14 protein-coding genes are annotated in these 14,901 nt (G+C 45.7%); 2 read left to right on the forward strand and 12 right to left on the reverse strand.

The window, feature by feature from the left end; translation table 11 throughout:
* The first annotated feature begins 51 nt into the window (after positions 1 to 51).
* Positions 52 to 1,626 carry a LysM peptidoglycan-binding domain-containing protein gene (locus vsple_RS10455; RefSeq protein WP_261881962.1) on the forward strand — a complete coding sequence of 525 codons (1,575 nt, stop codon included), beginning with the start codon at positions 52 to 54 and terminating at the stop codon, positions 1,624 to 1,626.
* Positions 1,623 to 2,309 (forward strand): YIP1 family protein, encoded by a 687-nt coding sequence (locus tag vsple_RS10460; protein ID WP_255230120.1) that lies wholly within the window; start codon positions 1,623 to 1,625, stop codon positions 2,307 to 2,309. Before vsple_RS10455 ends, vsple_RS10460 begins: the two co-directional genes overlap by 4 nt.
* A 10-nt stretch (positions 2,310 to 2,319) precedes the next feature.
* On the opposite strand, the gene vsple_RS10465 is transcribed toward vsple_RS10460, so the two are convergent.
* From vsple_RS10465 to vsple_RS10520, 12 genes are all read right to left on the reverse strand, one after another.
* Complete coding sequence (locus vsple_RS10465) at positions 2,320 to 3,162, reverse strand: endonuclease/exonuclease/phosphatase family protein (protein ID WP_261881963.1); 843 nt, start codon at positions 3,160 to 3,162, stop codon at positions 2,320 to 2,322.
* 61 nt (positions 3,163 to 3,223) lie between these two features.
* Complete coding sequence (glnB, locus tag vsple_RS10470; protein WP_004738609.1) at positions 3,224 to 3,562, reverse strand: nitrogen regulatory protein P-II; 339 nt, start codon at positions 3,560 to 3,562, stop codon at positions 3,224 to 3,226.
* Between the two features lie 113 nt (positions 3,563 to 3,675).
* Positions 3,676 to 3,987: a c-type cytochrome gene (locus vsple_RS10475; RefSeq protein ID WP_032551714.1), complete on the reverse strand. Its 312-nt coding sequence runs from the start codon at positions 3,985 to 3,987 to the stop codon at positions 3,676 to 3,678.
* 59 nt (positions 3,988 to 4,046) lie between these two features.
* On the reverse strand, positions 4,047 to 5,381 hold the full coding sequence (gene tilS, locus vsple_RS10480; protein ID WP_261881964.1) for a tRNA lysidine(34) synthetase TilS: 1,335 nt from the start codon (positions 5,379 to 5,381) through the stop codon (positions 4,047 to 4,049).
* Positions 5,382 to 5,488: 107 nt separating this feature from the next.
* Entirely contained in the window at positions 5,489 to 6,448 is a 960-nt protein-coding gene (gene accA / locus vsple_RS10485) for an acetyl-CoA carboxylase carboxyl transferase subunit alpha (protein WP_032551713.1), read from the reverse strand.
* A gap of 45 nt (positions 6,449 to 6,493) precedes the next feature.
* Complete coding sequence (gene dnaE / locus vsple_RS10490; RefSeq protein ID WP_261881965.1) at positions 6,494 to 9,973, reverse strand: DNA polymerase III subunit alpha; 3,480 nt, start codon at positions 9,971 to 9,973, stop codon at positions 6,494 to 6,496.
* A gap of 83 nt (positions 9,974 to 10,056) precedes the next feature.
* A complete protein-coding gene (gene rnhB, locus vsple_RS10495) occupies positions 10,057 to 10,677 on the reverse strand; it encodes a ribonuclease HII (RefSeq protein WP_261881966.1) in 621 nt (206 codons plus the stop codon).
* Between the two features lie 30 nt (positions 10,678 to 10,707).
* Positions 10,708 to 11,901, reverse strand: a complete 1,194-nt coding sequence (gene lpxB / locus vsple_RS10500; RefSeq protein ID WP_261881967.1) for a lipid-A-disaccharide synthase — start codon at positions 11,899 to 11,901, stop codon at positions 10,708 to 10,710.
* 120 nt (positions 11,902 to 12,021) lie between these two features.
* Positions 12,022 to 12,810: an acyl-ACP--UDP-N-acetylglucosamine O-acyltransferase gene (lpxA, locus tag vsple_RS10505; protein WP_255230112.1), complete on the reverse strand. Its 789-nt coding sequence runs from the start codon at positions 12,808 to 12,810 to the stop codon at positions 12,022 to 12,024.
* 1 nt (position 12,811) lies between these two features.
* The gene (fabZ, locus tag vsple_RS10510) at positions 12,812 to 13,264 is read right to left on the reverse strand and encodes a 3-hydroxyacyl-ACP dehydratase FabZ (protein WP_032551709.1); all 453 of its coding nucleotides are present in this window, start codon (positions 13,262 to 13,264) and stop codon (positions 12,812 to 12,814) included.
* 94 nt (positions 13,265 to 13,358) lie between these two features.
* Positions 13,359 to 14,390, reverse strand: coding sequence for a UDP-3-O-(3-hydroxymyristoyl)glucosamine N-acyltransferase (gene lpxD, locus vsple_RS10515; protein WP_261881968.1), 1,032 nt, complete (start codon positions 14,388 to 14,390; stop codon positions 13,359 to 13,361).
* A 7-nt stretch (positions 14,391 to 14,397) separates the two neighbouring features.
* Complete coding sequence (locus tag vsple_RS10520; protein ID WP_032551707.1) at positions 14,398 to 14,898, reverse strand: OmpH family outer membrane protein; 501 nt, start codon at positions 14,896 to 14,898, stop codon at positions 14,398 to 14,400.
* Positions 14,899 to 14,901 lie beyond the last annotated feature (3 nt).

Below are 14,901 nucleotides of genomic sequence, written 5' to 3' on the forward strand. Positions count from 1 at the left end.
CATAGGGAGTGGCAAGTATTATCAGCAGCCGTTTAAAAAAAAGGCTGTAACATGCGAGTTAAGTACAGCTGGGCTTTGGTATTACTACTTTCTGGTTGCCAATTAACTCAGCCAGATAATCAAGACCAAGCTTCCGAGCAAACCAACATTTCCCCTGCGAAAGAGATTTCTCAACCAGAAGTTTCAATATCAAAAGCAGAAAAAGAACAACCTAAAGTTGAAGCACCCGTCGTTACCCCACAAACACAACAAGATGTTTGGAAACGTATTGCAATGCAACTTGAAATGGATGTACCCAATCACAAAAAAGTCGACTATTACCGCACTTGGTATTTGAAGCATCCTAACCATCTAAAAACCGTATCAAAACGAGCAGAACCTTTCCTTTATTTGATCACTGAGAAGATCGAAGAGAAGGGTCTACCGCTTGAGCTCGCTTTACTCCCTGTCGTAGAGAGCTCATTTGATGCGTTTGCCTACTCCCATGGTAGTGCTGCAGGTTTGTGGCAATTCATCCCAGGTACTGGCAAATACTATGGTCTTGAACAGAACTTCTGGTACGACGGACGTCGTGATGTTGCAGCGTCAACCGATGCTGCTCTTGAGTACCTTGAGTCACTAAATAAGCGCTTTGACGGTGATTGGAGTCACGCTATCGCGGCTTACAATAGTGGTGGTGGCCGCGTAAACAGCGCGATTCGTAAGAACAAAAAGTTGGGTAAGCCGATAGACTTTTTCTCTCTTGACCTCCCAAAAGAGACCAGCAGCTATGTCCCAAAACTGCTGGCTCTAGCGGACGTGATCGCTAACCAAGAAAAGTACGGCATCGAGATTCCGCCTATTGCCAACAAACCCGTTCTTAAACTGGTGAACCCTGAAGAGCAGCTTGACCTAGCGATTGCGGCTAATTACGCAGGTATCCCAGTAAAAGAGCTACAAAGCTACAACCCAGCTTACAACCAGTGGGCCACTGCGCCAGAGAAGCACCAACAGCTCCTTCTTCCAATCCATTCGGTTGAACAGTTCAATAAAAAAGTGGCTGCGAACAAAGGCAAAGGCATGAAGCTGGTGCGCTATAAGGTGAAATCTGGTGATAGCATCAGCGTACTTGCTCAGCGTTACAACACCACCAGCAAAGTCATTCGCAACGCTAATGGTATGTCCAACAACAACATTCGCGTTGGTCAGCATCTGATGATTCCTTCATCAACTAAAGATGATAAAGCGTACGCTCTGAGTGCCTCTAACCGTTTAGCGAGCACACAGTCGAAAAGTCGCGGTCAGTATAAGCTGACCCACACAGTAAAAAGTGGCGAAAGTCTATGGACAATTGCACGTGCCAATAAGGTCTCTCATCAGTCTCTTGCTAAATGGAACGGCATGGGGCCTCGAGACACGCTGCGAGTTGGTCAAAATCTGGTCGTTTGGAAAAACAGCGCCGATGGTGCAATCATCCGAGCCGTCTACTACAATGTAAAATCAGGTGACACAGTCAGCGGTATTGCATCAAAGTTCAAAGTAAAAACTTCGGATGTTGTAAAATGGAACACTTTACAAAACAAGAAGTACTTACAGCCAGGTCAGAAGCTTAAGCTGTATGTTGATGTAACTAAGGTAAGTGTATGAACCCGTCAAGTAACCCACTCGTAATGCTGTTGGATATTTTCCGTTCTCCAACCGCGTGTTTCCTCGCACTGTATCAGCGAGGAGCCTGGGGGTGGCAACCCTACGTTGTCTTAATGCTCAGCCCATTTCTATTTTGGGGTGCCTATTTTTCTAACGTAGATTTCACCTGGTTGAGTGCAGAGTTGACTCGCCAACTTGCTCAAACCAACCCAGCTCAATTGGAGTTACTTGATAGCAACACACTGCTCGCCAGTGAAATCATCAGCGATGTCTTTGGCCGTACGCTAACAATAGCGATGCTGGCATTCTGGTTCAACCTTGCAACCAAACCGAGCCAACACCAACATGGCTACTGGAAATGGTTTGCTGCGTCTGCGGTGATTACCTTCCCAGCCGTGATAGGCGATATTGCGAGCTACGCAAGCCTGCTGCTTAAGCATGGTCAGGTCATGAACTACGCCGCTGATCTGAACAGTATTAATGGTCTTATTAAGCTGCCACTAACCAATGATTGGTCGCAATTTGCTAGTTCATTCCCACTGTTACTGCCTTGGTACATCGTACTCGGTTACGCAGCAGTGCTCACTTGGACCGAGTTTGAACGTGGTCAAGCACTGGTAATCTCGGCACTGCCATGGGTTGGGTACTACCTAATCTGGGCACTGTATATTTTGGTGTCTTAATCTAGCCAGACTACTGAACATCAAACGTAACCTGCATAGGGTTATGATCAGAAGCGTCCGATTCGGGCGCTTTTGCGTTTCTCACAATCAGTCCGCGATAGAAGATATGATCCAGCACTAACCCAGTCACGAACTGAGTTCGATGATCTGGTGAAAAGGTAACCTCAACTAAACCAATCTCACTCAAAGCTTTCTGCAGCGCCCCAAAGCGAGCTTCACTCCAACTGTTAAAGTCTCCAGCAAAGATAATTGGACCACGGTACTCTCTCAGTACTGATGTCAGTGCAGACAGCTGTTGTACATAGTCTTCGGTGCCCAAAGTAAAGTTGACCGCATGAATGTTCACCACAGCAAGCTGCTCACCATTACTCAATTGGTAACGCGACCACAACGCCGATTTCGGTAACTGTATCCAAGGCTCTTCGTGAGTATAAGCACAGGCCTCAATAGGAAGATGAGATGCAAGATTCAGCACCCCAGCACTTTTATTAAACGCTTCAAAAGCATTAACACGACTACTCCCCCACAAACCACTGGTGATCCATGATTGCATCTCTTCAGTCATACTCGCCTCTTGAAGCAGCACCAACTGGCTTTCATTGGTCAATGCGTTAAGGGCTGTGCGCCAGTTATCACGATTCTGTTTGTAGATATTCCACACCGTCACATTCAACCCATTAGTGACATCTAGCGCTTTGGGTTCTGAGTTTTGATAGCAGCTATAAACGTCATTACTGATAGTGGGAGAGTGAGTAACAAGATGAGGTTGAGTAGGAATTTTGAAAATCAGTTTAAAGCTTCCAAAAACAAGCGCAGAGCCAACAACAAAACCAAACAGCACTTTCTTCAACATACACCACGCCCTAGAAAATAAAAAAGGAGCGATAATCGCTCCTTTTAGGGTAAATGTTTTTTTAAACCGCGTCTTCGTCTTCTTCACCTGTGCGGATACGAACCACACGTTCAACGTCGGTAATGAATATTTTACCATCGCCGATTTTACCCGTTTGCGCTGTTTCGATGATGGTATCAACACATTGATCCGCCACTTCATCAGTCACAACGATTTCTAGTTTCACTTTTGGAAGAAAATCAACCATGTACTCTGCACCACGGTAAAGCTCAGTGTGACCTTTTTGACGTCCAAAGCCTTTTACTTCAGATACCGTCATGCCCGTAATACCTACTTCAGCCAGTGCTTCACGTACATCATCAAGTTTGAACGGCTTGATAATGGCTTCAATCTTTTTCATGTTCATCCCTTAAACTCTACGAATAGCCCATTATCGAATAGCTATCATAAACATTCAATGAAAAAAGCCAGCGCTAACAAGCACTGGCTTAGAAATCACGTTCGGATGTAAAACTATTTTAGGCTTGCATAGTAAGCCGCAAGGTTCGCGATATCTGCATCGCTTAACATTGCAGCCTGAGCCTGCATTACAGCAGCAAGACCGCCATTACGCTGCTTGTTTTTGTAAGCATTAATTGATGTAACAAGGTACTGCTCGTTTTGACCTTTCAGGTTTGGGTAACCTGGGATCACCGCGATACCGTCAGCACCGTGACAAGCTGCACACACTGCTGCTTTAGCCTGACCTGCTGCAACATCACCCGCTAGAGCATTGCCACTCAATAGTCCCAGTCCAAGGACAAATCCTACTGCTATCTTCTTCATTGCTTATTCCATTGATTATTATTGATATAAGTGCCTTTAAATTGTGCCACAAAGTTCTATTACTTGCTCCAGACAGCTTCACAATCTTGGCCTTGGTAGCGCCTATCAACAAAAAGTCCCATTACGGCAACAACATGATCCCCATCGATAAGTATCGGTGTTCTTCGACGTAACCAACTCGGAACCTTATACTCTTGGAATAACTTTTTCATTTTTCGGCTATGCCCGCGCCCCACAGGGTGAGCAGTTAATCCTTCCGGGTTAAACATCACTGTTATTGGACCTGAAGCATTAGATAATGAGAATTTGACCATACTCTGAGCCTCTTGGGATACTGCACTACCATTGATATTTAGAGAGAGAGAACCCAGATTATCGGGTAATTCCAAAGATTGCCCTACTTTTAACTCAGCTTGCCAAGATTCTAATGAAGGTCGAGACTCGACGATAAACAGCTTGTTGTCAAAGCGTCGCACTTCGGTGTCGCCTAACACCAAGACCGGATTCGCATCTTGCTGTGCACAAGCGACCTCACTCCACAACAGTTCTAATTGCTTCTGGCTTGGCATAACTAGACCATTTTCAGCCAACCACATTCTTAATAACCGAGCGCGCATCACATTTGAACAATCTAACAAGCTCTCTATTTTCAAGCTTTGGTACAGCCCAAGAGCTTGGTTCAACTTAGGAACCAACAGTTCATCAAGTAGTAACTCTTGCTCTGCGCACAATTGGGCACTGCGAGCCACTGAGTCCGGAAAAGAGGGCCAGCGCGCGACCAGCTTAGGTGTCACTTCGTGACGAATAAAGTTTCTGTCAAAGCGCTGGTCTTGGTTACTTTCATCTTCAACCCATTCAAGTCCGCTTTGGTCAGCAAACGCTTCTATCTCTTGGCGAGAAACCCCGAGTAAAGGACGCACTAAAACCGCTTCACCAAACGACATCACTTTTGCCATTGAAGACAAACCTTTAGGTCCGCTGCCTCGCTTCAAGGCAAGCAAAAACGTCTCTAGCTGATCATCTTGATGTTGCCCGGTAAGCAGAATGTCTCCTTTGCTCAGGTGTGCTTTTAAAGCGCCATAACGCGCATCTCGAGCAAGCTTTTCTAGGCTTTCACTGCTTGAGGTATCCAAAGAGACTCGTTCGACATATAGCTTAACAGCTGACTCCAAACACCATTGTTGGCATTTTTTTACCCAAACATCGGCGTTGGTGCTCAAGCCATGATGAATATGAACGGCAATGCACTCAATGCCTTGCGCTTTACCATAACGAGCAGCCAACTCTAGCAACACTCGTGAATCAACACCGCCACTGAATGCGATAACAATCCGATTGATGGAAGGTGAATAAGGTTCGAGTACAGATGAGAACACTTGATATAGCTGGGACATTAGAATTTGGCAGTTAAGAGGAATGTCATAATAATAAAAAAGGGTTGGCACTGAGTCCAACCCTTTCATTGTCGCTTATCCAATCTAAAAAGATTGTCGTCGCCAAATTAGCAGTAACCGTAGCTCATTAGGCGCTGGTAACGACGCTCTAATAGCGTATCGTTATCAAATTGCTCTAGCTCTTCTAGTTGTTTAACGAGTGTTGCTTTCATGTTCTCAGCCATTTGGATCGGATCACGGTGAGCGCCGCCTAGTGGCTCAGGAATGATCTCATCAATCAGCTCAAGCTCTTTTAGGCGAGGAGCAATAAGACCCATCGCTTCTGCAGCTTGTGGAGCTTTGTCTGAGTCGCGCCATAGGATTGATGCACAACCTTCTGGAGAGATAACTGAGTACGTAGAGTACTGAAGCATGTTCACGTAATCGCCAACACCGATAGCCAGAGCACCGCCTGAACCACCTTCACCAACAACGTTACAGATAACAGGAACCGTTAGACCCGCCATTACCTTTAGGTTCTTTGCGATCGCTTCAGATTGACCACGCTCTTCTGCACCAACACCTGGGTATGCACCAGCAGTATCGATGAAGGTAATGATTGGCATGTTGAAACGCTCAGCCGTTTCCATTAGACGAAGCGCCTTACGGTAACCTTCTGGCTTTGGCATACCAAAGTTACGGATTACTTTTTCTTTCGTCTCACGACCTTTTTGGTGACCAATAACCATAACTGGACGACCGTTTAGACGAGCCATACCACCAACGATCGCTTTGTCGTCAGCGTAAGCACGGTCACCCGCTAGCTCTTCAAATTCAGTGAATACGTTCTCTAGGTAATCTAGCGTGTAAGGACGCTGTGGGTGACGAGCAAGTTGAGCCACTTGCCATGCACCTAAGTCACTAAAGATTTTCTGTTTAAGCTCTAAGCTCTTTTTCTCTAGTTGTTCAATTTCTTTGTCTAGATCTACCGCAGCATCACCACCGTGACGAGAAACGTCACGTAATGCTTCAATTTTTGCTTCAAGTTCAGCGATAGGCTTTTCAAATTCTAGAAAGTTCAGGCTCATCTATGAATCCTTGTTGACTCAGCTCCCATTAGCAAGAGCTGAATTTTAGTTAAATTCGAGTTCTACTTGGCTATTTCCAAGTAGCTGTTTTAATTCATCTAGTAATGTATCACTTGGCGTTACGCGCCATTCTGTGCCCAATGTTAACCGCGCTCTAGCGTCGGCACGCTGGTAGTATACATTGACTGGGACCGTTCCGGCTCTATATGGTTCTAAGATTTGGCTAAAACGCTCAAAAAATTGACCATTAATTTGTGATTGATCGATAGAAATCGATAATCCGCGAGCATATTTTTCTCGGGCACTTCCTAAGTCCATGACCTCGCGCGCGGACATTTTAAGTCCACCATTGAAGTCATCAAAGCTGACCTGTCCGGAAACGACCACAATTTTGTCTTTTTCGAGCAATTCTGCATAGCGTTCGAGCGCATCTGAGAACAACATCACTTCCATTCGACCCGATCGATCGTCGATCGTCATCAAACCGATTCGTGTACCGCGTTTAGTGGTCATCACTCGAGCTGCAATCACTAAGCCCGCAATCGTCAGTGACTGATCACGACGAGTCGGCGTCGCATCTTTTAAACGGCAACTGGTGTATTTCGCAAGCTCTTTAATATACGCATTAACCGGGTGACCTGTTAGGTATAGGCCTAGAGTTTCTCTTTCCCCTTCTAGCCATACCTTCTCAGGCCACTTAGGTACTTGAGTATACTTCTGTTCAACCTCTTCTGGCGCATCAGTCAACACACCAAACATATCCGATTGACCAAACGATTCTGCATGGTGATGTTGGCTCGCCGCTTTCACCGCATCGTTAAGTGAAGCCATCATTGCTGCACGGTGTGGACCTAAGCGATCGAGTGCACCCGACATGATGAGCTTTTCAATCACACGCTTATTGACCTTTTTAAGGTCGATACGAGCACAGAAATCAAATAGGTCTTTAAAATACCCGCCCTTGTTTCTGGCTTCGATGATCGCTTCAATCGGGCCTTCACCGACCCCTTTAATCGCACCGATGCCGTAAACAATCGCACCATCTTCATCCACATTAAAGCGGTATAAGCCGGAGTTGATATCTGGCGGCAACAGCTTCAGCTTCATACGGAAACACTCATCCACCAAGCCGATGACCTTTTCAGTGTTATCCATATCCGCCGTCATTACCGCAGCCATAAACTCCGCCGGATAGTGCGTTTTCAGCCATAGAGTTTGATAAGAAACCAGAGCGTAGGCAGCAGAGTGAGATTTGTTAAAGCCGTAACCCGCAAACTTCTCTACCAAGTCGAAGATTTTCATGGCCAGTTCGCCATCCACTCCGTTGGCTTCTGCACCCTCTTTAAAAATACTACGCTGCTTTGCCATCTCTTCTGGCTTTTTCTTACCCATTGCACGACGCAGCATATCTGCGCCACCGAGCGTGTAACCCGCTAGGATTTGGGCAATCTGCATTACTTGCTCTTGGTACAAGATAATGCCGTAAGTCGGCTCAAGCGTCTCTTTTAACGATTCGTGTTGCCATGTTTCATCTGGGTATGAGATCGCTTCTCGGCCATGCTTACGGTCGATAAAGTTATCTACCATGCCCGATTGCAGTGGACCAGGACGGAATAGAGCTACCAATGCGATGATATCTTCAAAACAGTCCGGTTGAAGACGTTTGATGAGATCTTTCATACCACGCGATTCCAGCTGGAATACCGCAGTAGTTTCTGAGTTTTGTAACAGGTTGAACGACGCTTGATCATCTAACGGAATCGATTCGATACGTACTGGATCTTTGCCTTCACGCTCAAGTCTTGGGTTGACGAGCCCCAATGCCCAGTCAATGATCGTCAGAGTACGCAAGCCCAAGAAGTCAAACTTAACCAGACCCGCGGTTTCTACGTCGTTCTTATCAAACTGAGTTACTGGGAAGTTACCCTCGGCATCAGCATAGATAGGTGCAAAATCCGTGATGGTGGTTGGTGAGATTACAACACCACCCGCGTGCTTACCGGCGTTACGAGTACAACCTTCGAGGATACGACATTTGTCGATCAGCTCACGTACCTCTTCATCACCATCATACAATTCTGGTAATGCAGGCTCAGCTTTGAAGGCTTTTTCGAGGGTCATCCCTGGATCAGGCGGGACGAGTTTTGAGATTCGATCAACGAAACCAAATGGGTGACCAAGTACACGACCTACATCGCGGATAACCGCTTTTGCCGCCATAGTACCGAATGTGATGATCTGAGATACCGCATCACGACCATACATTTCTGCTACGTGATCAATAACTTGGTCACGCTTATCCATGCAGAAGTCGATATCGAAATCAGGCATGGAGACACGTTCTGGGTTCAAGAAACGTTCAAAGAGCAAATCATATTCAAGCGGATCAAGATCGGTGATATCTAACGCATAGGCTACCAATGAACCCGCACCTGAACCACGTCCTGGACCAACCGGTACGTCGTTATCTTTAGACCACTGGATGAACTCCATTACGATCAAGAAGTAACCTGGAAAACCCATGTTGTTGATTACTTCAAGTTCAACTTTCAAACGCTCATCATACTCTGGTCTGCGCTCGGCACGTACTTGTTCATCAGGGAAAAGAAACGCAAGACGGCGCTCTAAGCCCTCTTCAGACTTCTTAATCAAGAAGTCTTCAATCGCCAGACCTTCTGTCGGAAAGTTTGGCAGGAAGTACTCACCTAAACGAACCGTAACGTTACAACGCTTAGCGATCTCAACACTGTTTTCTAGAGCTTCTGGAATGTCAGCAAAGAGCTCGCACATCTCTTCTTCACTACGAAGGTATTGCTGCTCACTGTAGTTTTTAGGGCGTCGAGGGTCTTCTAAAGTGTAACCATCATGAATCGCGACTCGAATCTCATGCGCTTCAAACAAGTCTTCTGAGATGAAGACTACTTCGTTGGTCGCAACCACCGGCAATTCTACTCGTTCTGCAAGATCCAGAGCAAAGTGCAGGTATGACTCTTCGTCAGGACGACCAGTACGAATCAATTCAAGATAAAAGCGATCGGAAAAGTGTTCTTTGTAAAAAGCAACACAGCTATCGACAAGAGCTTGATTGCCCTTCAATAGTGCTTTACCAATCTCGCCGTCTTTCGCACCGGACAGAATGATTAAGCCTTCCGCATTCTCAATCAGCCACTCCTTATCAATAACAGGGTGGTGTTGAACATGCCCACGAAGATAGGCCTTCGATATCAACAGAGTTAGGTTGTTGTAACCCTTGTTGTCCGTCGCTAGCACGGTTAAACGCGTAAGCTCTTCACCAAACTCTGGAGACTGCATCAGGAAGTCTGCACCAATGATAGGCTTCACACCACAACCATGAGCTGTGCCATAAAACTTCACCAGACCACATAAGTTGGTAAAGTCGGTGAGCGCCATCGCAGGCATGCCCATCTCAGCAACTTTTTTCACCAACGGCGGTACTTTGGAGAGTCCATCGACCATTGAAAAGTCACTATGAACACGAAGGTGGACGAATTTAGGATCTGACATTCTTCTTCCTGATTTCTAGGCGAAGCCTAGGGGGGTAACAACGTTTTGTTAATTCTATGAGTTTCTGTTGGCCAACGCGACTGCTAATCAAGCCCTAAAATGCGTTTTACAGGCTTAAAGCTCTTACGATAATGCTCAGTCACACCATATTTTTCAATAGCTTCAAAGTGTGCTTTGGTTGGATAGCCCTTGTGTTTTGCAAAACCAAATTCTGGATGCAGCTTATCCAGCTCTTCCATCTCTTGGTCTCTCACCACCTTGGCAATGATCGAAGCCGCACTGATCTCTGCAACTCGAAGATCCCCTTTGACAACGGCTTGACCTGCCATTGGTAAATCAGGTACTCGGTTACCATCAATCAATGCCATATCAGGTTGTACATCTAACCCGGCAATCGCACGCTGCATCGCTACCATGGTCGCTTGAAGGATATTTAACTCATCGATTTCTTGAGGTGAGCAGCGTCCTACAGACCATGCTAGCGCTTTCTCTTTTATCTCAGGCAATAGAGCTAGGCGCTTCTTTTCTGATAGCTTCTTTGAATCATTAAGCCCTTCAATTGGGTTATTGGGGTCAAGAATCACCGCGGCGGTCACTACATCGCCGACCAAAGGCCCACGGCCCACTTCATCAACGCCAGCAAACAACTGGTAACCTGCTGGGTACTCGAAAGGAGGAAGTTCTTTTTTATCTTTTACTGCCATAGTGTTCTCTGGGCATTTAGTAATCTGTTATTAGTCTTGCGTTGGCCAGCCAATCAGCTTCAGCACTTGGTTGGCAGCTTGTTTATCCGCATCTTTACGAATCCAGTGGTGCATCTCGGTAAAGCGCTCGATTAAAGCGGTGTTATCACGAGAAAGCATGGCATCTACCGACGGGAATAAAAAGTCAGGGTGGCACTCTTCAAGGATGTGCTCTTTGACGATCTCTTCGCCAGCAAGAATGTTTGGCAAAGAAACAAACTCGGTAATCGCTAGCTTTTTAACAATGTAGCCCGTCAGTTTATTCACCTTATAACCAACCACCATAGGGCGTTTCAGTAGCATACATTCCAGTGCAACGGTGCCAGAAGCGAGCAGGACTGAATCGGAAGCCGTAATGACATTGCGCGCAGTATCTTGCACTATCACAAAATCGAGCTCAGGTGCCGTTGCCTTCCAGATCTCGGTAAACTGCTGTTTTCGGGTCTCATTCACCGCTGCGACAACAAAGCCGATATCCGGGTACTTTTGATGAATGCGTTGACAGGTCTCAATAAATGGTTGAGCAATCAGCTTCATCTCACCACCACGGCTGCCAGGAAGAACCGCTAACCACCTCTTGTCTTGCTCTAAACCGAGCAATTCACGCGCTTGTGCTTGATTTGGCTCTAATGGAATCGCATCCGCTAATGTATGCCCAACGAACTCACAGGCAACGTTATACTTATCGTAAAACGCCTTTTCGAATGGAAGGAATGCCAATACCAAGTCGGTCGCTTTATCGATTTTAAAAATGCGTTTAGGACGCCATGCCCACACAGATGGACTCACATAGTGAACCGTTTTAATCCCAGCATTTTTTAGGTCTAACTCAAGGCGTAAATTGAAATCTGGCGCATCAATACCAATAAAAACGTCAGGTGGGTTACTGGTGAAATACTTCACCAACTCCGCCTTAACCTTCAGCAATCGTGGCAGTCTTCCAAGCACTTCCACCAACCCCATTACAGCAAGCTCTTCCATTTCGAACAGAGACTCACAACCCAAGGCTTTCATTTTTGGACCACCAATACCAACAAACTCCGCATTAGGATACTGCGCTTGAATCGCTTTCATGAAGCCTTCACCCAGGGTATCACCAGAGAGTTCACCAACCACAATCCCCACTCTTAATGGGCGTTCAGAAGGTGCTTGATTATGGTTTGATTGCATCGTTTCTACTGACATAAACCTTTCCTGATTCCTTACGGCTTAAAACAAAAAAGATCGCTAATGTGAGAGCGATCTTTTTGTTAATGGGTAAATGAAACTATGAATACACATAGACGACATCTACCCTGTCATTTTCTATCGGATAATTCCGCGCTCTGAGCGTTCAAGCATCTCAAGCATTGGATTAATTGATGGGAATTCATTCGCCATCTCTACCAATGTCTCTTTGGCTTCGTCCAGTGTTTTTCCTGAACGGTAGATTTCTTTATACGCTTTTTGTAGCGCACGAATCTCAGGCTTCTCGAAACCATTTCGCTTCAGACCTACAAGGTTGAGGCCAAATGGTGCTGCATGGTTACCTTGTGCAAGGACGTACGGAAGTACATCTTGAACAACAGCGGAGCAACCACCAATGTATGCGTAAGCACCGATTGAACAGAACGGGTGAATTGCAGAAAGCGCCATAACACCGGCGTAATCGCCAACCGTTACGTGACCACCCAAGATAGCATTGTTACCAATGTGAGTGTGGTTACCAACAATAACGTCGTGCGCTACGTGGGCGTTAACACACAGTAGGTTATCATCACCAATCACTGTGGTTGCTTTATCTTGAACCGTACCACGGTGGATTTGAACCGCTTCACGAATCACATTGCGATCACCGATAACTACTGTTGTGTCTTCACCACCGTACTTTTTATCTTGGTTCTCTTCACCAATCACAGCATGCGGGAAGATTCGGTTATCTTTACCGATTGTCGTGTGACCTTTAATCACAACATGCGACATAACTTCAGTGCCTTCACCAATAGTTACGTTGCCAGAAATGTAAGTGAATGGCCCCACAGATACATTTGCACCAATGGTCACCTCACCTTCTATTACCGCTGCTGGGTGAATGTTTGCTGTTTCATGGATCATATTAAAACTCTCTACGAGCACATTTTAGTTCAGCTGAACATACTACTTCACCGTCCACTTTTGCTACACCATTGAATGATGCGATGCCACGGCGTTCTTTAAGGAATTCCACTTCAATAACAAGCTGATCACCAGGGACTACTGGCTTGCGGAACTTCGCTTTATCAACACTTGCAAAGTAGTACAACTCATTCTCTGATGGCGCACCAAAAGATTTAAATGCAAGCAGACCGGTCGCTTGAGCCATTGCTTCAAGAATCAACACACCTGGGAATACAGGAAGTTGTGGGAAGTGGCCAGTAAACTGAGGCTCGTTCACAGAGACATTCTTGATCGCTGTCAGTGTTTTCTCTTCTTCAAAATGAGTAACACGGTCGATCATTAGGAATGGGTAGCGATGAGGTAGTAGTTCCTGAATTTCAGTAATGTTCATCGTTTTCTGTTCAGTAGTCAAAGTCGTATTCCTATTTGTGTTCTTTAGTCAATTAAAGGGATTATAAACGAAAAAGACCCGCATGACGCGAGCCTTTTAATTAGAAATGCCGGAATTATGATTCCGAGCCCTTCTCGATAAGTTTTTCAACAGTTTTCAGACGTTTGTTCATCTCATCAATACGGTGAACACGCGCTGCCGTTTTACGCCACTCTCTATTTGGCTGTAAAGGAATACCTGAAGAGTACATGCCTTTCTCAGTGATGCTACGCATAACCATCGACATACCGGTGATTGTCACGCCGTCTACGATCTCAATATGACCATTGATAACGCTACCACCACCAATAATACAGTACTTACCTATCGTTGTGCTGCCGGCTACGATAGTACCACCCGCCAATGCCGAACCATATCCGATGTGAACGTTATGAGCGATTTGCAACTGGTTATCAATGATTACGTTATCTTCGATAACCGTGTCATCAAGAGCGCCACGATCAATTGTGGTACATGCACCGATCTCAACACGGTTGCCAATGCGAACCGTTCCGACTTGAGGAATCTTGATCCACTCACCTTTGTCATTCGCATAACCAAAGCCATCAGAACCAATTACTGTACCGGATTGAACCAAACAAGCTTCACCTAGCACAACTTCATGGTAGATGCTCACATTCGCCCACAGCTTCGTGCCTGAGCCAATCTTCGCATTTTTACCGATGAAACAACCGGCACCAATAACAACGTTATCACCTAGCTCAGCGCCAGACTCAATCACTGCATTAGCACCGATAGATACATTCGTTCCTAAAACCGCTGACTCAGCAATTACTGCAGAATCTGCAATAGCCGAAGCCGGTTCAGGAGTAGTATCAAGAGCTTGTGCGACTTTCGCAAACGCAATATAGGGGTCATCAACCACGATTACGTGAGTTGTACACAGTTCGCGTTCACTCTCTTTTACCATCACAGCAGACGCTTTACATTCAGCTAAGTGCTTGCTGTACTTTGCATTTGAAAGGAATGTCACGTCCCCTTCTTGTGCCTTGTCCATTGGAGCTACTGCAGTGACAACAACGCTGCCTTCGCCATGTAACTCGCCCCCGGTAATTTCTGCCAATTCGGCTAAAGTCAGATTCTTCATAGAGCTCTTATTTTAGTGATTTGATTACTTTCTCAGAGATATTGTATTCAGGTTTCGCGTATTGAAGCGTAGAGATATCGACAATCATGTCGTAGCCTTCTTTCTCAGCTACTTTTTCTACTGCTTCTTGAATCACTTTAAATAGCTTCTGTTTCTCTTGAGCTTCGCGACGTTGGCTCGCTTTCTCAAGAGCTTGTGCTTTAATCTTGTATTTGCTGTCTAGTTGACCCACTTCAATACGTAGTTTTTCTACTTCTTCAGGGCCAAGAAGCTCGCCATCACGCTTTAGCTTTTCGATCTTGGTTTGAGCTTCCGCTTGAATGCTCTGCAGTTCAGCGGCTTTATCTTTAAACTCTTCCTGCATTTTTTGAAGAACAACTTCACGCTGAGGCAGAGCTTGGAATACTTGTGCAGTGTTCACGTAGCCGATTTTCTGTGCCGCTTCTGCAGCTGTTGCAAAGAAAGAAGAGCTAAGAACGATTAGGCCTAGGCCTGCTGCTTTCATCATTTT

It is taken from the genome of Vibrio pelagius (assembly GCF_024347575.1).
GTDB classification, from domain to species: Bacteria; Pseudomonadota; Gammaproteobacteria; order Enterobacterales; family Vibrionaceae; genus Vibrio; species Vibrio pelagius.